General features: G+C 37.3%; 21 protein-coding genes and 1 pseudogene. 12 read left to right on the top strand and 10 right to left on the bottom strand.

Going from position 1 to position 16,507, the window contains the following annotated elements:
- The first annotated feature begins 218 nt into the window (after positions 1-218).
- A complete protein-coding gene (gene greA, locus CEF18_RS12380) occupies positions 219-689 on the top strand; it encodes a transcription elongation factor GreA (RefSeq protein WP_110936762.1) in 471 nt (156 codons plus the stop codon).
- Positions 690-1,175: 486 nt separating this feature from the next.
- A complete protein-coding gene (locus tag CEF18_RS12375; protein WP_110936761.1) occupies positions 1,176-1,919 on the top strand; it encodes a YrrS family protein in 744 nt (247 codons plus the stop codon).
- A 13-nt stretch (positions 1,920-1,932) separates the two neighbouring features.
- On the opposite strand, the gene CEF18_RS12370 is transcribed toward CEF18_RS12375, so the two are convergent.
- Entirely contained in the window at positions 1,933-2,160 is a 228-nt protein-coding gene (locus tag CEF18_RS12370; RefSeq protein WP_223292298.1) for a DUF2536 family protein, read from the bottom strand.
- Positions 2,161-2,318: 158 nt separating this feature from the next.
- Here CEF18_RS12370 and mtnN point away from each other — a divergent pair, with 158 nt between their 5' ends.
- Both mtnN and CEF18_RS12360 read left to right on the top strand, forming a co-directional pair.
- A complete protein-coding gene (gene mtnN / locus CEF18_RS12365; RefSeq protein WP_110936759.1) occupies positions 2,319-3,029 on the top strand; it encodes a 5'-methylthioadenosine/S-adenosylhomocysteine nucleosidase in 711 nt (236 codons plus the stop codon).
- A 162-nt stretch (positions 3,030-3,191) separates the two neighbouring features.
- Positions 3,192-3,428: a YrhC family protein gene (locus CEF18_RS12360; RefSeq protein WP_110936758.1), complete on the top strand. Its 237-nt coding sequence runs from the start codon at positions 3,192-3,194 to the stop codon at positions 3,426-3,428.
- Positions 3,429-3,660: 232 nt separating this feature from the next.
- Here CEF18_RS12360 and CEF18_RS12355 read toward each other — a convergent pair whose 3' ends face one another.
- Complete coding sequence (locus CEF18_RS12355; RefSeq protein ID WP_110936757.1) at positions 3,661-4,293, bottom strand: NUDIX hydrolase; 633 nt, start codon at positions 4,291-4,293, stop codon at positions 3,661-3,663.
- Between the two features lie 161 nt (positions 4,294-4,454).
- Between CEF18_RS12355 and CEF18_RS12350 the strand changes: the two genes are divergently transcribed.
- The 7 genes and pseudogenes from CEF18_RS12350 (at position 4,455) to dapF (ending at position 8,847) form a co-directional block, all read left to right on the top strand.
- Positions 4,455-4,697 (top strand): HPr family phosphocarrier protein, encoded by a 243-nt coding sequence (locus tag CEF18_RS12350; RefSeq protein WP_110936756.1) that lies wholly within the window; start codon positions 4,455-4,457, stop codon positions 4,695-4,697.
- 211 nt (positions 4,698-4,908) lie between these two features.
- Positions 4,909-5,148, top strand: a complete 240-nt coding sequence (locus CEF18_RS12345; RefSeq protein WP_110936755.1) for a PRC-barrel domain-containing protein — start codon at positions 4,909-4,911, stop codon at positions 5,146-5,148.
- 108 nt (positions 5,149-5,256) lie between these two features.
- Entirely contained in the window at positions 5,257-5,646 is a 390-nt protein-coding gene (locus CEF18_RS12340) for a PRC-barrel domain-containing protein (RefSeq protein ID WP_110936754.1), read from the top strand.
- 30 nt (positions 5,647-5,676) lie between these two features.
- Positions 5,677-6,115 (top strand): annotated as a pseudogene (locus CEF18_RS27185) (metal ABC transporter solute-binding protein, Zn/Mn family).
- A 185-nt stretch (positions 6,116-6,300) separates the two neighbouring features.
- Positions 6,301-6,477 carry a hypothetical protein gene (locus CEF18_RS25925; protein ID WP_183040873.1) on the top strand — a complete coding sequence of 59 codons (177 nt, stop codon included), beginning with the start codon at positions 6,301-6,303 and terminating at the stop codon, positions 6,475-6,477.
- Positions 6,478-6,670: 193 nt separating this feature from the next.
- Positions 6,671-7,669: an N-acetylmuramoyl-L-alanine amidase gene (locus CEF18_RS12330; RefSeq protein WP_110936753.1), complete on the top strand. Its 999-nt coding sequence runs from the start codon at positions 6,671-6,673 to the stop codon at positions 7,667-7,669.
- Positions 7,670-7,875: 206 nt separating this feature from the next.
- A complete protein-coding gene (gene dapF, locus CEF18_RS12325) occupies positions 7,876-8,847 on the top strand; it encodes a diaminopimelate epimerase (protein ID WP_223292297.1) in 972 nt (323 codons plus the stop codon).
- Between the two features lie 82 nt (positions 8,848-8,929).
- Here the strand turns inward: dapF and CEF18_RS12320 are convergent, their stop codons facing one another.
- Positions 8,930-9,277 (bottom strand): winged helix-turn-helix transcriptional regulator, encoded by a 348-nt coding sequence (locus tag CEF18_RS12320; protein ID WP_110936751.1) that lies wholly within the window; start codon positions 9,275-9,277, stop codon positions 8,930-8,932.
- 121 nt (positions 9,278-9,398) lie between these two features.
- Between CEF18_RS12320 and CEF18_RS12315 the strand changes: the two genes are divergently transcribed.
- On the top strand, positions 9,399-10,256 hold the full coding sequence (locus CEF18_RS12315; protein ID WP_183040874.1) for an STAS domain-containing protein: 858 nt from the start codon (positions 9,399-9,401) through the stop codon (positions 10,254-10,256).
- Between the two features lie 140 nt (positions 10,257-10,396).
- On the opposite strand, the gene CEF18_RS12310 is transcribed toward CEF18_RS12315, so the two are convergent.
- The 7 genes from CEF18_RS12310 to CEF18_RS12280 all read right to left on the bottom strand — a co-directional run bounded on the left by CEF18_RS12310 (position 10,397) and on the right by CEF18_RS12280 (position 16,402).
- Complete coding sequence (locus tag CEF18_RS12310) at positions 10,397-11,014, bottom strand: precorrin-2 dehydrogenase/sirohydrochlorin ferrochelatase family protein (protein WP_110936749.1); 618 nt, start codon at positions 11,012-11,014, stop codon at positions 10,397-10,399.
- A gap of 41 nt (positions 11,015-11,055) precedes the next feature.
- On the bottom strand, positions 11,056-11,808 hold the full coding sequence (locus tag CEF18_RS12305; RefSeq protein WP_110936748.1) for a sirohydrochlorin chelatase: 753 nt from the start codon (positions 11,806-11,808) through the stop codon (positions 11,056-11,058).
- Positions 11,809-11,833: 25 nt separating this feature from the next.
- Positions 11,834-12,622 carry a uroporphyrinogen-III C-methyltransferase gene (gene cobA / locus CEF18_RS12300; RefSeq protein ID WP_223292296.1) on the bottom strand — a complete coding sequence of 263 codons (789 nt, stop codon included), beginning with the start codon at positions 12,620-12,622 and terminating at the stop codon, positions 11,834-11,836.
- A gap of 24 nt (positions 12,623-12,646) precedes the next feature.
- The gene (gene cysC / locus CEF18_RS12295) at positions 12,647-13,255 is read right to left on the bottom strand and encodes an adenylyl-sulfate kinase (protein WP_110936747.1); all 609 of its coding nucleotides are present in this window, start codon (positions 13,253-13,255) and stop codon (positions 12,647-12,649) included.
- A complete protein-coding gene (gene sat / locus CEF18_RS12290) occupies positions 13,252-14,379 on the bottom strand; it encodes a sulfate adenylyltransferase (RefSeq protein ID WP_120689022.1) in 1,128 nt (375 codons plus the stop codon). Before sat ends, cysC begins: the two co-directional genes overlap by 4 nt.
- Before the next feature lie 25 nt (positions 14,380-14,404).
- On the bottom strand, positions 14,405-15,142 hold the full coding sequence (locus tag CEF18_RS12285; protein ID WP_110936745.1) for a phosphoadenylyl-sulfate reductase: 738 nt from the start codon (positions 15,140-15,142) through the stop codon (positions 14,405-14,407).
- Between the two features lie 177 nt (positions 15,143-15,319).
- Positions 15,320-16,402 carry an inorganic phosphate transporter gene (locus tag CEF18_RS12280; protein WP_110936744.1) on the bottom strand — a complete coding sequence of 361 codons (1,083 nt, stop codon included), beginning with the start codon at positions 16,400-16,402 and terminating at the stop codon, positions 15,320-15,322.
- Between the last annotated feature and the right edge of the window lie 105 nt (positions 16,403-16,507).

Below are 16,507 nucleotides of genomic sequence, written 5' to 3'. Positions count from 1 at the left end.
GTAATTGGATTAGAAAAATGTTAATTGTATTTAATCTCGTTAGTTAAGTTGGTAATCCTTAATAACTATTAAGAAAAGAGCATATGTAAACGTTCTACATGTATATTTAAATGAGAAGCTAAATCTCTTGGATATCGATTCTTTTCAATAAGATAGCTCTTGTATGCGTGACCTAGAAGTAATAAAGATTTTTAAATAGTTTAAGGAGTGAATGGGACATGACAGATGATAAACATTATATGACCTTAGAAGGAAAAGCTAAATTAGAAAAAGAATTAGAATCATTAATATCGGAACGACGTAAAGAAGTCGTTGAACGAATAAAGGTTGCCCGAAGCTTTGGCGACCTTTCGGAAAACTCTGAATATGATTCTGCGAAAGAAGAACAAGCCTTTGTAGAAGGTAGAATAAAACAAATCGAAACGATGATTAGAAATGCGGAGATTATTGAGGAAGATACAAACAGTTCTGTTGTTTCATTAGGTAAAACTGTTACTTTCAAAGAACTACCTGATGGTGATGAAGAAATTTACACGATTGTCGGACGTGCTGAGGCAGATCCAATTGAGGGTAAAATTTCTAATGATTCACCAATGGCTAAAAGTTTATTTGGTAAGGGTATCGGTGATCAAGTTTCCGTGGCTACTCCGGGTGGAGATATAAAAGTCGAGATTACAAAAGTTCATTAAAGAAAGCATTGCCTTTTGGAAGAGCACGGAAGAAGTTTTAAGCTTCTTCCGTGCTCTTATTTATATAGTATCAGAATTTATGTGTTGTCCTAACGTTCGTTTGCTCGAGGCGGTTTGAGGAACATCCACGGAAGCGAGCGGTAATTCTTCCAAACAACCTTCGATGGTAAAGACTGCAATGTAGTTTTTCTTAAAGATGGCCGCTTTTAAAAGAAGAATATACCTTCTGATATATCCGCTTTAGTCTGCTTTGAGTTTTACAATAAATAACTTTTAAGAGACAATGATTTTGAATAATGATTTTATTTATATAAAGAAGTAACAAAATTACGTGAGCCCTAAGGCCTAATCTAATAGTTACTTTTACATTTAGATTGGTAAATGGTTACAGATTGTTAAAAAATATTCAAATTACTGTACTTTACTCGAAATTACTTTGAATTTAATCTATAATATATATATTGTAAGAAGGAGGGATTCAAGCTAATGACAGAAAATAAAAATACTCCCCAACGTTCAGATATGAGAAAAAAGAAACGTATGAATTTTATATTAAACGGGTCTATAGGTGTTGTTGCTTTGTTAATCGTATTTATTGTCGCTACTATATTTTTTGGTGGAAATTCGGACGAGGCTGTAGTTTCTAATGAATCGATCGAGGAGACTAATCAATCAGATATAAATATTCCGGCAGAGGATGGTAATGAAGACGAAAATGATAGCAATAACTTGGCTAACGATGGAAATGTTGCTGTTAATAATGACAGTGTTAACGACAGTAATAGTGAGAATGATAGTAATAGCAATTCAGAAAACGAGGCAAACGAATCAAACGAATCAAACGAATCAAACAATGAAAAAGAAAGTAATGACAATTCTAACGACTTAGATGGTATAAATGTTGATAGTAATAACAACTCAGAAGAAGATGATGAAGAGTGGAGCCCTATTGGAACAGAACAGGATGAACTCTCATTAGTTTTCGATTCAGGTCATGTAAATAGGGAAGAGATGGACAAAGCTTTGCAATATGCTACTGGTTTAAAAGATAATAACATGGAAGTTTGGCGAATCGAAAATGGTGGAGACTCAAAGACAGCTGTGGGTTTTGTAAGCACTTATGATGGTCGGCACACACCTTATAAAGTAACTCTTTCATGGGTAGAAGGAGAAGGCTGGAAACCTGTGTCTGTTGAAGAGCAACAATCAAATCCATATATAAGTGGTTAAACAAAAACACTGGCTATTTGTTGCCAGTGTTTTCTTTCAGTTGCTTAAAATGAACGGTTGCCGTATAAATCTTTTTACCGTTAATAGGATTAAATGCTAATTGATGAGAAACATGATGGACTTCCAATAAAATTGCTTGGTTTTCATTAATTTTATTTTCGATTTTTCTTTCTAAATCCATCAAACTGGATGTTTCAAATATTTCGACTTTATCTCGCAATGCGTTGGATTGTATGATCAATTTAATCTTCCCTCCCTGTCGTATTTTATTGTACCATGTGGTCATAGAGTAATCACAATTAAAAAGGGAATGACTAACGTTATAAAAAAACCTTGTTGCAAAAGAAGAGATTAGCTATGATAGAAAAGGTGACATTAGATGAGAGGATAGGATAGAACATGCGTATAGGAATTATCGGAGCAATGGAAGAAGAGGTAGAATTATTAAAGTCTAAGATGAGTCTGTTAGAAGAGAATGTGATTGCAGGCTGTGAATTTTATTTAGGAAAGTTAGAAGGGATGGAAGTTATTTTATCCAAGTCTGGAATCGGTAAGGTCAATGCAGCGGTAAGCGCTACATTGATGAACCAGCTTTACTATCCAGATTATATTATTAACACAGGATCTGCTGGTGGCTTCCATCACGATCTTGCCGTAGGGGATATCGTTATTTCTACAGAGGTACGCTATAATGATGTTGATGCTACGGTGTTTGGGTATGAATTTGGCCAAGTACCTTTAATGCCTGCTTTATATCGACCAGATGACGGCTTAATAGACATAGCAGAAGATTGTGCGAAAGAAGTAGGCATACACTCTGTGAAAGGGCTGATTATTTCAGGAGATTCGTTTATGAGTGATCCAAAGCGTGTAGAAGAAGTTCGAAGTAAGTTTAATGACCCATACTGTTCTGAAATGGAAGCTGCAGCTATCGCTCAAGTATGTCATCAATTCCAATGCCCATTTGTGATCATTCGATCTTTATCAGATATTGCTGGAAAGGATGCAAAACATTCATACGACGAGTTTCTAGAAAAAGCTTCTGTTCATTCTGCAAAGCTCGTGCTTTTAATGCTCGGAGAATTAAGAAGAAAAAAGCATAATCATTAATTAATGGACACTGATAAGATTATTTATTAGTGCCTTGAACGATGTTTTCACGTTTCAATACAAGATGGATAGAAAGGAAAACATTGCTATGCTCACGCTGTAATCCCTCATGTTATACTATTTTTAGCGAGAATCTATGAATATATCATTGAGGTGATTATAGTGAGTGATACTAAATTACAAATGTTAAAAGATAAGATAGATGATTATCGAAGATTTGCGTTTATTACAATTGCTCTTACAGCATTTTTGGTGCTTGGTACAGTACTGCCGAATGAGACAGTTCACACTAGTCATCAAAGTGGATTACTCATTACGATCGGTGTCATGCTAGTAATGGCGATTTTCTTTCATAGAACGTCTATAAGAGCTCAGAGATTGCTAGCTGAAGAAGAATAAAAGAGCCAATAAATATAAAAAAGAGATCGCATTCACTTTTAAAGTGGACTGCGTTCTTTTTTTGTTGGTACCTATTGAACAGAGGAGATCGAATCCGCTCTAAGAGGCTCGCGGATCATCCACGGAAAGGGAGCTGTAATTTTTTCAAATGCCTTCTATGATAACCAAGCAGCAAAATAAATACAATAGACGCCAAGTATTTTTTTATATCCGCGTTAACAATAAATAAGACTTATCCTTTAGAAGCCTTTCTTAATTCCTCTAATGCATGGCTTAAGATCGTAGCTGTAAGTCCCCAAATGACGTGGCCTTCGTATTCATAAAATTTTTCGTTCATAACGGTGGTCCGCCAGTTATAATTTTCCCCGTTAGGAATTAGATGATAAGGGAAATCTTCCGAAGGTGAAACCTGTAAATGAATGGGGTGTTCTTTAGGAGTCATTTTCATCATTTGAGAAACTGGTGCGAAAAAAATGTCCTCAACTTCGTCTGGATTGAGGTGAAATTTTGTTTGGGAAGCAAGAGTTCCAATAAAAGGATATAGTGCAAAATGAAAAGGTGTAATCATATAATCAAGTTCACCAAGTAATTCAATCTGATCCATATCAACGCCTAATTCCTCTTGTAACTCACGGATGGCAGCATCCTTTGTAGAAAGGTCTGTTTCATCTACTTTTCCCCCGGGAAAGGATATTTCACCAGGTTGTTTAATAAATTTTGAGCGTACTTGAAAAACAAAATGATATTCTCCATTTTGCTCAATAATTGGAACGAAAATTGCAAACCGAGCAAAATTATTTATCCCCATAATCTCTGCTTTTTTGTGTTGAAAATAGTTCTTCATTAAAGATGACAGTTGCTCCATGACGTAATTTCCTCCCGCTAAAGATACTTAAACTAATAGTAACAGATTACCAGTTTAAATACATAAAGTTGAAATATGTTTCAGAAAATTTATAAAATAAGCTTTGCGAAAGCGTTTTATTTGGTATAATGAATGCAACCAAATAGGCGGAGGTGTTGTGCATGTTATTAAAAGTGAAAAAACCGATTTTTGCTGAATCAGCAAGCTTTTTTGTGAACAAAGCTAGTCAATACGAAGGAAAAGTTTTGATAAAAAAGGACCATTGGGTAATTGATGCTAAAAGTTTACTTGGAATTTTGGCACTTTCCTTACAACCAGGTCAGGAAATTGAACTTGACTTTGAGGGTGAGATTGACGAAATCTTTGTTTCAGAAATAGTGGGAGCAGGATTATTTGAGAGATAAACAGTAGTAAAAGCTGAACCGGTAATTACCGGTTCAGCTTTTTTTATATAGTAAGAAAGTATCAATGATGATGCGCATTCAAGTAAACCAACAGCAATTGATGGTCTTAAAATTATTGGACTCTAAATAAGTTCACTTTAAACAACCATGTTTTGAAAAAATAACATACGGGAATTTTACTAATAAATACTTTTTAGAAAGGGGTATCTTCATGTATTTACATTACGACTGGCTAACATCTTACACCGTTTTTGGTTCGGATGGTGAAATTGGTGAGGTATCAGACTGTTATTTTGACGAGGATGATTGGACAATTCGCTATTTGGTTGTAAAAACGGGAGTAACATTTTTATCGGAAAAAAGGTTTGTATCGCCGCTATCAATCGCTAAAATTGATCATAAAGAGGAAGTCATTAGGGTGAATATATCTAAAGAAGAAACCGAGAAATGACCTGATCCGGGAGATGAGCCTGTTTCGAGAAGATATGAAGAAGAATTTAATAACTATTATCGATTAAGTCCTTACTGGGTTGGTAATGGAGTGTGGGGCCTTTCTACCGTGACGGATACGGATTTAGGCAGTCCAGACGTTTCGGCCGAAGCGGATCTGGCTCAGAATGAGAATTACTCTGTCCATAAGGCCAAGAATGTCATGGGGTATAATTTATCAGTGAAAAATGATGTGTTTGGAAAGGTCGATAATTTTCTTATCGATGAAAAAACATTTGAAATCAAATATTTTATCGTTGATACGAAAAAGTGGCTTCCTGGCGGAAAAAAAGTATTAATATCTACTAAATGGATAGATGATGTAGAATGGTCGGTATCACAAATGTCGATTAGTGTTACACGTGAGCAAATTGAAGAAGCTCCGGAGTATTTAAAAGATATGGAGTTGTCAGATAATAAAGAGCAAGAATTATGGATGCACTATCAAAAAAGTACGTAGTTTACTATTTGAAGTTAAGTTTTAATTTTAATGTATTCCAGCTACAGAAGATGTAGCTGGAATTTTTTTGTGGATATAACTGTATTAATTATAGGGTGGATCGAAGCAGAAGTAGAGAATCTTCCAGAAGATAAACGTACAATTATTATGAGTGAGAATGCTTTCAAATATTTTGGTGAAGCTTATGGTTTACAAACGGAAGGCATTTGGGAAATCAATTCTCATGAAGAGGGTACTACAGGACAAATCAATCGAGTCATAGATATCATTCAAGACGAAAATGTTCCAGCTGTTTTTGTTGAGACAACGGTGGACCAAATATATGGAAACAGTAGCAGAGAACGCTGGAGTAGAAATTGCAGGGGAGGTATATACGGATGCAGTGGGCGGAGAAGGTTCCAATGCGGAAACATACCTAGATATGATGCGCCATAACGCAAATATTTTCGTAAACGGTTTGGGAGACTAGACAGGATTGTTTTCTTGTTTTTTACCTGGAAGATTGATATTATGTGATTAATGTACAATCAATTGTGAGGTGGAAATATGAAAATTACAAATGAAGCAAAGGTATTTATTGAAAAAACTTTAAAAGAACATGACGTATCGAGCATTAAAGTATTTGTTGCCGGAATAGGTTGAGGTGGTCCCCAATTGGGATTGGCTCTGGATGAGGCAACAGAAAATGATGTAGTAGAAGAAATAAATGGCATTAAAGTGGCGATTGATAAGTCGATTCATAGCCAAACTGAAAATATGACGCTAGAGTATCAAGAAACCGATGAAGGTGCAGGATTAACAATTACAGGTAATGAAAGTGACTGTTGTTAAATAAGATAAGGAATTTAGCACAAATGAGACTTTTCCCTAATATAATTAGAGAAAAGTCTTTTTTGAATTCATACAGGTACATGCCGTGCCGGATATCGAATAATAGCATGAGATACAGATAGGAGGCAGTTAACTTAATTTTATCTTCCTCTCAATAAACTTGAATAACCTGCTAGATAAAGGAGGCTAAAAAATGGCTAAAATATTTCTTGATCCAGGACACGGAGGTAATGATACTGGTGCAACAGGAAACGGCTTATTAGAAAAAAATCTTGTTTTAGATATTGCCAAACGGATACAGAGACAGTTGACGGTCTATAGTGATGCGGAGGTTCAATTAAGTAGAGAATCAGATATTTTTCTCTCTCTAAGCGAGCGGACAACAATCGCGAACACCTGGGGAGCTGATATATTTGTTTCGATACATGTAAATGCCAGTGGGCAAACTGGTTTTGAATCATTTATTTGGAATGGAAATGTATCGTCAGTGACTCAATCCTATCAAGATATTATTCACGCGGCAATTATGACTCAAATTGGTGGAATTGATCGTGGGAAAAAACGAGCAAATTTCGCAGTATTAAGGACCTCACAGATGCCTGCAATTTTGACAGAGAACCTTTTTATTGATCGGGCAGAAGATGCAGCAAAATTAAAAAGTAACCAATTTTTAGAGCGTGTTGCTCAAGGTCATACGAATGGGCTAGCTGAGGTGTTTGGATGGGAACAAGGTAATTCGGGAGCCCCCGCACAACCAGAACCAGAACCAGAACCGATCTCTGACCCAACACCACAAACGCCGACTGGGACGATATCAACTATACAATCTACTTTGAATAGTCGGTATGGGTTAAATATTGCCGTTGATAATATTTTTGGACCTGAGACTAAACAAGCGCTTATTTTAGGATTGCAAACAGAACTAAATACGCAATTTAACGCAGGTTTAGCTGTAGATGGTATTTGGGGTCCGCAGACTCGAGGTGGCATTGTAAACGTGCAGAGAGGGGCTGAAGGGAATATTACATGGATTCTTCAGGCAATTCTTCACATCAGGGGACACTCCCCAGAGTATATTGATGGCATATTCGGTCCTTTAACCGAGGCTGCTGTAAGAAGCTTTCAAAGAGATGCAGGTATAATTGTTGATGGAATTGCGGGAGTACAGACATTCACTAGTTTATTCGGTTAAAATGTTCTAAGTAGAAAAAAGTTTTCCGAGATCAAGGGGTTTTTCCCCTTGGACTTTTTAAAATGAATCTATAAAATTCTTGGTTTTAGAGATTAAAATAACAATATTACAGAAGTAAACTGAGTGGAAAAGAAGTAATGTTTGTCATAGGAAAGCAAACAGATTATCATAGAGATATATAAACTTTGTATTACAAAGGAGCGTAAATGATGAATATAAATGTGTTGAAATGTCACGGTTCAGGAAATGACTTTATTATTATCGATGAAATGAATGGTAACTATAATTTTTCAGAAGATGATCGAATAATATTATCTAAATACTTAACAAAACGTGGGAGAAGCATAGGATCAGACGGGATATTATTCATTCAGGATAGTGATCGTGCCGATGCAAAAATGCGGATGTTCAACACAGATGGCTCTGAAGCTGAAATGTGTGGCAATGGTCTTCGCTGTGTTGCAAGATATGTCATAGATCTACTAAATAATGAGCATATCGTTATTGAGACGATGAAGGCTGACTTGGAAGTAGAGAAGGTAGATGACATTTTTGAGGATGTGCTTACATATGAGGTTGCTATTGAACCAGTATTCCTTCATCCTAAGACGCTTCCACTAAACGTCGATCAACCTCAACATGTTGATACTGTCATCAAGGGGTTAGATGATTCTTTATCATTTACTGCTTTAAGTGTACCTAACCCTCATATTGTTGCAGTAGTGGACGAGGTTTATCAGAAGCAAGTGCGTGAAATTGGCCAACGTGCTAATGAGAAAAAAGATATCTTTCCTAATGGTGTAAATGTGAGTTTTCTGAAAGATCTGGGAGACGCCAAAGTTTTTGTACAAACATTTGAACGTGGCGTAGGTTTAACGAATGCTTGCGGTACTGCCATGTCTGCTTCAAGTTTAGTCTCGTGCCTTCTGGGAATTAATAAATTCCATGAAGTTATTACAGTATTAAATCCCGGCGGAATGGTACAATGTGTCGTTAATAAAGATGATGAAAAAGGCTATACTGTTCGGCTCAGAGGAAATGCAACATTTGAATTTGAAGGAACGGTTGATTTTGATTTTTCAGAGCCTGAAAAAGCGGAATTAGTAGAACAGCATGTTTTCGAAGATGAAATAGCTTTGTATGATAAGTTAGCACAACAAGCCAAAAACATGGCTTGATACAGTGTCAAAATTCGAAAAACTAGCCTGAGTATGCCTCGGCTAGTTTTTTTACGTGATTGGATAAAATCAGATACACTGCTTACAATGTAGATAATTCTTTATTTTCAGCTTCCTCTTTTACTTCCATATGTTTTCCTCCCCAAATCATCATGTCATTTAAAAGTGACTCTAATTCTGCACCGTATTCTGTTAATGTATATTCCACTCGTGGTGGAACTTCAGGATAAGATGTTCTCTCAATCAATCCATCGCGCTCCAATTCTTTCAATTGTTTTATTAATGTTTGGTGATTGACATTGGGTAAACTCGCTTTAATCTCACTAAAGCGCAAAGTTTTCCCGACCAGTACTAATAGAATAATAGCTTTCCATTTACCACAGACAATTTCAAGGGTTGTTGTTATTGCTTTTATTTGTTTGATTTCCATTAGATGAATCCTCCTTAGTATAATGAAATATACTTCTTACATTTATTGTTTTACTATGTAAAACTAGTATATAGAGACTTAAAAACTATCAACGCTATGTATGAAGGAGATCTTGAATAAAATGAAACGGGATAGAGAGCTGCTGACACAAAAAATTATTGATCACGTATTGGAAAATGAACAGGAACTTATTAATAAGGTCATGGGTAAAGGAGAAATACAGGGTCATCATGATGTAAAAGAACTAAGAGACATTTTTACACATTTTCTCCATAGGTTTCACGACAGGCTCAAGACAGCCCAACTAGATGATAATTCCCCACAAACATTTCTAACGAATAACACAACATTTAGTTCACTTGAAAACAGAGTTTCTGTTATTGCATTAATTGAAGGGCTTTATGAAATTTCAAAATCAATATGGACAATGTTCCAAGCGGAAGCCCGGGAACAATTTGGATTGTCTTCTGATGAGTTATTACATGTGCATGATTTACTTAATAAGGAAATAAAAATAGCAATAAAAGAAATTTTAAACAAACATGTTGATTCAACCAAAGAAAGAGAAGCGCAATTTAACGAAAAATTAAACGAATTATCCGTTCCGATTATTAACTTGACTAGCAAAATTGCTGTCTGTCCTCTTATAGGAACAATCGATGAGAAACGAGGGCAGTTGCTCATGGTACAAACGCTAAACGTTTGTAAAGAGCGTAAACTATCCAAGCTTATTTTTGACATGTCAGGTGTACCCGATATAGATGATATTGTGGCTTCTTACATTAACTCTGTGATTCAATCACTCAGTCTTATTGGTGTTCATATTACCCTGACCGGGGTTCGCTCAAACATTGCCATGACAGTCGTACAGCAAGGTATTAATTTTCAACATGTCCATATTGCACCAAATGTACCTCAAGCACTTGAAAGCTATGGATTAAAACTTGAGGAAACAAAAATAAGAGGAAGTAATTTATAGGGTACCAGAGGAAAGTTATGTAGGAACAGCACCGAAAAAGAAAAACTTAAAAAGACGCAAGTCCCTGTAGAGTAAGTTCAGGGGCTTGCGCCTTCTTTCTTATGTATTGGAAATAAATGGGGGGTCTGACCCCGATAAATTCACTTTCCGCTATTTTTTGTGGCGGGTGGTAAGGGGAACTCTGTTCTTTCCTCAAGCATTTCTTTTCTCTTCTGAGGATCAGGCTCAATTTTCTGCAATTCCGTCCTGATGTGATGCAATTCTTCTAGATAAGCATTGTATTCTAGACCAAATGTATCGGACAAGTATTCACGAATTTTTCTTGCTAAGATAGGGCTTTTACCAGACGTTGTTACACTAATTTTAAGTGCTCCCCTATCGACTACAGCTGGAAAGTAGAAGCTGCTTAATTGGGGGTTATCAACGATATTAATTAAAGAAACATAGGGGAACAACCGATTTGATAGTTGCTCATTCAGAGGATGGGAATTGGTAGCCATTACAATTAACAGAAACGACCGCCAATTAATATTCAAACGGCGGCAATACTCCTCTGAAATATCCTCTACGGATAACGATGTTTTAATAATCTTTATTTGACTTCGTAGAGATTCTAAACCCTCCGTAATAAGAGGACTGATAACTGTTACAAGCGCCTTTTCTTTTAGTAAATAGGCAACTTTTCTTTCGGCGATAATTCCTCCGCCGACTACCAGGACAGGTTTACGATAGAGCTGAAGGATAAACGGACTACTCATTGAAAACCTCTCCTTTTGCTGAATGTACTGTGCTCACATGATTACAATGCTGTAGTAACTTTGTCCTCTATCCATTTAGAAATTAATGGATGAGGGAGATACGTTTTAGCATCCCATTTATAGGATAACCCATCAAGTCTTGTCGGTATAACTTTCTTTGTGAAGTATCCTTCACTTAAAAACAAAGGCACGACTATCAACGTGTGACCATTTGAAGCAGCCTCTTTTGCCCGTTCTTCTAAATTGTCCGGGTGCAATGTTCCGTGGGTGACTTGATGAAAAGGTACCTGATGAGCAACAGTCTGCTTAATGTCTTCAAGCATCTTTTCCCACCGCTGATGGAATGATGGCACATCACTACCATGAGCGACAAAAAGTAAAACTTCCTTTTCAGGATACTCAGACAACGAGTTTACTCGTTCCATAATAATGTCTAGAACGAGTGGATGAGTGTCCATTGGATCAACCCAAATAATATTAGCTGAAGTCGAGATAGGCTTCAAATCCGTCTCAATAACGGGTGTGTTAATTTGACCAAGCGCATACTTAATTTCTTCGATATGAGTGCTTGCTGAGGAAACAAACAAAGGGATAGATAGAATGGTATCTACGCCCTGCTTTTCAAAGGTTCGTATCCCTTGTTCAATCGATCTTTCCTCAGAAAATTCCAAGTATCCTACAGTAATTGGCAGTGCTGTATCCACTAGTTGAATGGCTTCGTCGACCACTTTAACCCAGCTAGGATTACTTGAACCGTGAACGATAACTAAAACGCCAGCATTGTTCGAATTCATCTAGTAAACACCTCCTTCAAATATTTCAGGATTCATTAAAATGAGAAGAGTGATCTAATTTTTCTTCAAACCACGCTAATTTCTCACGAAGCCTTACAACTTCTCCTACGATAATGATGGCAGGGGATTTAAATTTCCGTTTGTTTACTTTTTCTGCAATCGTCAGAAGTTCCCCTGTTAAAGTCTCTTGAGTTGGATAAGTTCCCCAGCGCACGAGTGCAACAGGTGTGGTTGGAGAGAGCCCATGGAACAGTAAATTGTCTTGAATGACTTTAATTTGACTGACTCCCATATAGAAAACAAGCGTGTCTACGCTTGTCGCTAAGCTTTTCCAATTAATTTCGTCCGTTTTCCCATTTTTCCGTTGATGACCAGTGACAATGGCAAACGAGGTGCTCAATTCACGATGAGTCAGAGGGATACCCGCATAGGCTGGTGCTGCAATCCCGGAAGTAATTCCAGGGACAATTTCAAAGTGGATGCCGTTTTCTCGGCACGCAATGGCTTCTTCACTAACTCTGCCGAAAATTGCCGGATCTCCACCTTTTAATCGCACCACTTTTTTGCCTTGCAAGCCATGGAAAACAAGGATCTCATTAATCTCCTCTTGCTTAGTAGAAGGACCTGTAGGAGACTTCCCACACAAAATTAATTCGACACCGGTTTTACCGTGCTTTAAAATTTCTTTATTCACTAAACGGTCATAGACAATAACATCAGCTTCTTGCAACAGTTCTGCACCTCGAAGAGTCAACAGCTTTGGGTCACCAGGACCTGCGCCAACCAAGTAAACTTCACCTTTGCTTGTGTACACACTGTTTCCTCCTCGATTTCATGATTAAATAATTTGCTTTTTCTCTAGAAACGTTATTATTTGTTCTACTGAGGTATCGATAGAAGTTTCATCGGAAGAAATGACAAGTTCAGGACTTTCCGGTTCTTCATAGGGAGCGCTGATACCAGTGAATTCTGGAATTTCTCCATTTCTGGCTTTTTTGTACAATCCCTTAGGGTCACGGTTTTCACATTCCTCTAAGTTACATTTCACATACACTTCGATAAATTCTTCCTTGGCAACTAATTTTCTTGCGATCATTCGATCATCTCGGTACGGCGATACGAACGCAGTTAATACGATGGTACCATTATCGACAAATAACTTGGAAACTTCTCCTATGCGGCGAATGTTTTCTTGACGATCTTCAGGGCTGAAACCGAGGTCTCCATTCAATCCGTGGCGAACATTGTCCCCATCTAACACATAACTACTTAGTTTTTTCTCGAATAATCGTTGATTTACCGCATTGGCGAGCGTGGACTTTCCAGATCCAGAAAGTCCAGTAAACCACAATACACAACTTTTATGCCCATTAAGCTGTGAACGGTCCTGTTTTGTTACAACAGAATCATGCCAGTGGATATTGTCAGCAAAAGGTTTTTGGCTCATACGCTTACTTTCATCCCTTCGATGAGTACTTTTACTACTTCTGGTCGACTAAACTCGGGCGGAGGTGTCTTACCATCACGTAAAAGCTCGCGTACTTTTGTACCTGAAAGGATGACTCTGTCCTCTTTACCGTGAGGGCATGTTTTTGTTGAGGCCATATTTTCACATTTCTTACAAAAGAAACTATGTTCAAAAAAGAGAGGACTAATCCCTAACTCGTCTTCTGTAAACTGTTGAAAAATTTCTTGTGCTTCATACGTGCCATAATAGTCGCCTACACCAGCGTGGTCTCTTCCAACAATGAAATGTGTACAACCATAATTTTTACGAACTAAGGCGTGAAATATCGCTTCTCTCGGTCCTGCATATCTCATTGCCGCAGGGAACACAGCTAGGAAAACACGCTCTTCCGGATAATAATTATCTAATAGAACATGATAACTTTTCATTCTCACATCAGCTGGAATGTCATCTGATTTAGTTTCTCCTACAAGAGGATTTAAAAACAAACCATCTACTGTTTCTAACGCTGTTTTTTGAATGTACTCATGAGCACGATGGACTGGATTTCTTGTTTGAAAACCGACAACTGTTTTCCAACCTTTATCTTGAAATGTCTTGCGAGTTTCTTTAGGTTCTAAATAATAAGTAGAAAACTGTTCCTTCTCATGTTTTTTCACTAATGTAATTGGACCAGCTAAATAAGTGTCACCTCTTTTAAGGACGTTTTTGACACCGGGATGTTGGTCATCACTAGTTTTATAAACTTGAAATGTTTCCACTTCTTGATCGGGAGAATATATTTCTTCTAATTCCAAAACTCCGTACGTTACGCCTTCATACGTTAAACGGATTGATTCCCCAACCTTTAAAGAATTTGCAATTTCTTTTGTTACCGGAAGGGTGATTGGAATACTCCAAATAGCTCCGTTTGCTAAACGTAAATTGTGAACAACACTCTCGTAATCTGCTTTTCCGAGAAATCCTGTTAAAGGACTATAGGCACCATTTGCTAATAGCTCTAAATCGGATAATCCAGTTTTGTCTAATGTAACTTCAGTTTGGATAGATGTGTAATCAAAGCTTTCATCAATACGGTTTACGAGTTTTCCCCCGTGTGCAATACTTTCTGTCATTTTGAATCACTCCTTAGGATTTAGTGGGTCTTGTGTGAAGACCGCATTCTGTTTTTTGGATATCTTTCCACCGTCCAGCTCGATGATCTTCTCCCGGTTTAACAGGGAAGGTACACGGTTGACAGCCGATACTAGGATAATTTTGATCATGGAGGGCGTTATAAGGTAAGTCATTCTCCTTAATGTAATCCCAGATATCCTCCCAGCTCCAGTGAATAAGAGGGCAGACTTTGATAAGTTTAAACTTATCATCTTTATTTACAAATTCGGTATTGGCCCTAGTAGGAGACTGATCGCGCCTCAAACCAGATAACCAAGCTGAATTTCCAGCTAAGGCTCTTTCCAAAGGCTTATTTTTACGCAAGTAACAGCATAAATCAGGTTGCGTTTCCCATAGTTTTTCGCCGTATTTTTCCGCTTGTTGATCGAGCGTCAATTCCGGTTGGACCATGTCAATTTGGAGTTCAGGATATTTTTCTTTTATTTGATTGATGACATCGTAGGTTTCTTGAAAATGCACATGAGTATCTAAGAAGACGATTCTGGCATCCTTTTTAACCTTACTTATCATATCAATAAGTACAATACCCTCAGCCCCGAAACTACAGGCATAAACTAATTTGTCTCCGAAAAAATCAAACGCCCATTTAATGACATCCTGTGACCCTAAATCCTGCAATTTTTGATTGAAAAAATCATAATTTTTCTCGGTAAATGTAAAATAATCGGCTTCATTTACTTTGTTGTCCATTATGTGAAAGCCTCCTTTTTCTTTAAGAAAGTTAACGTTTAAGAGCTACCTTCACGCCATATTGTATCAAGAGTAAGGTGATTCACCCCTTGATACAATATGGCGGGGAAGCCCATGCTGTGTTTAAAAAATGACGGCTCTGCCGTTTTTCTTAATAAAAGACGCTACGCGTTTTTCTTAAGAAATACTTCGCTCATTTTCAAGTGTTCGTCTTTCCAGTTTCACAGATCGATATAAACTCAATGTTCCAATCGTTGCAATAATGATCGCTGATACGATGACAACAATGTATGGATTTGGTTGTAAAAAAACATGTATCAAGCTGAATGAAACAACAAGGGATAAAACAGGAGAAACAACCCAAACTTTAATTATTTTTTTAATGACATCCTTTTGCCAAATTTGAAAGCCATTCTCCGAACAGCCAATACCAATAATTCCTGAAGTAGTAACTTGTGTTAATGGAACGGGAATTCCAAATAATGATGCAATAATGACTAATACTCCACCAGTTCCAGATACCGCAGTACCCTGAAGAAGAGAGAAGGAAGTAATTTTTTTCCCGTTGGTCTCTAAAACTTTTCCACCCAATAGAATGGCTCCAATAGCAATAAAAAGACCGCCAAGCCAAATTCCGGAAGAGCTCTGCATTAATCCTGCACCAACTAAAGGTCCAATTGCATTAGCGACATTGTTCATTCCAGCGGAAAATGCTTCTATAAATGCTGTTAGTATTAAAACAATGGTAAGAATTTTTTTCCACTTTCCTGTTCCTTTCAATTGGGGCCATCTTTTTTCAACACTGATTATCACTTTTCCGAAAATGAAACATAAAGCAAAAGCGATGACAGGAATGATGAGCCAAAACGATAAAATGAATAGAATATTGGAAACATAGAGTGCTTGGAAGGCGACACCGACGCCAATAATCGCGCCAATTGTCACTTCACTAGTAGAGAGTGGGATACCGATAACATTCGCCAAAAACAGTGTTAAACACGAAGCAATCAGTATGACAACAGCTACTTCGATAGAAAAAATGTCAGACGGAATGATACCTTCTCCAACGGTTTTTACAACTTCGCCACCACCAACAACAGCACCAAGAAATGCTCCGAAACCAGCAAGCAATAATGCGCTTTTTTTTCTTGAAATTGCACCACTGCCATATGCTGGTCCCATTGTGGCTGCTGCTCCACTTGCACCGATATTCATTGCGAAAAATAGTGCAACAATGATAGCAAGATAGGATAATATCATGTCCAACACCCCCCTAATACCCTAATGAAGTATGACAATCACCATCAATATTATAAAACATATCGATTTACTTGGTTTTAATGATAATAAAAATACCTCTTCCTG

This window comes from Salipaludibacillus neizhouensis (assembly GCF_002886185.1).
Lineage (GTDB): Bacteria > Bacillota > Bacilli > Bacillales > Salisediminibacteriaceae > Salipaludibacillus > Salipaludibacillus neizhouensis.
The sequence above is the reverse complement of the archived record's forward strand: the minus strand, read 5'-3'. Positions and strand labels throughout refer to the sequence as shown.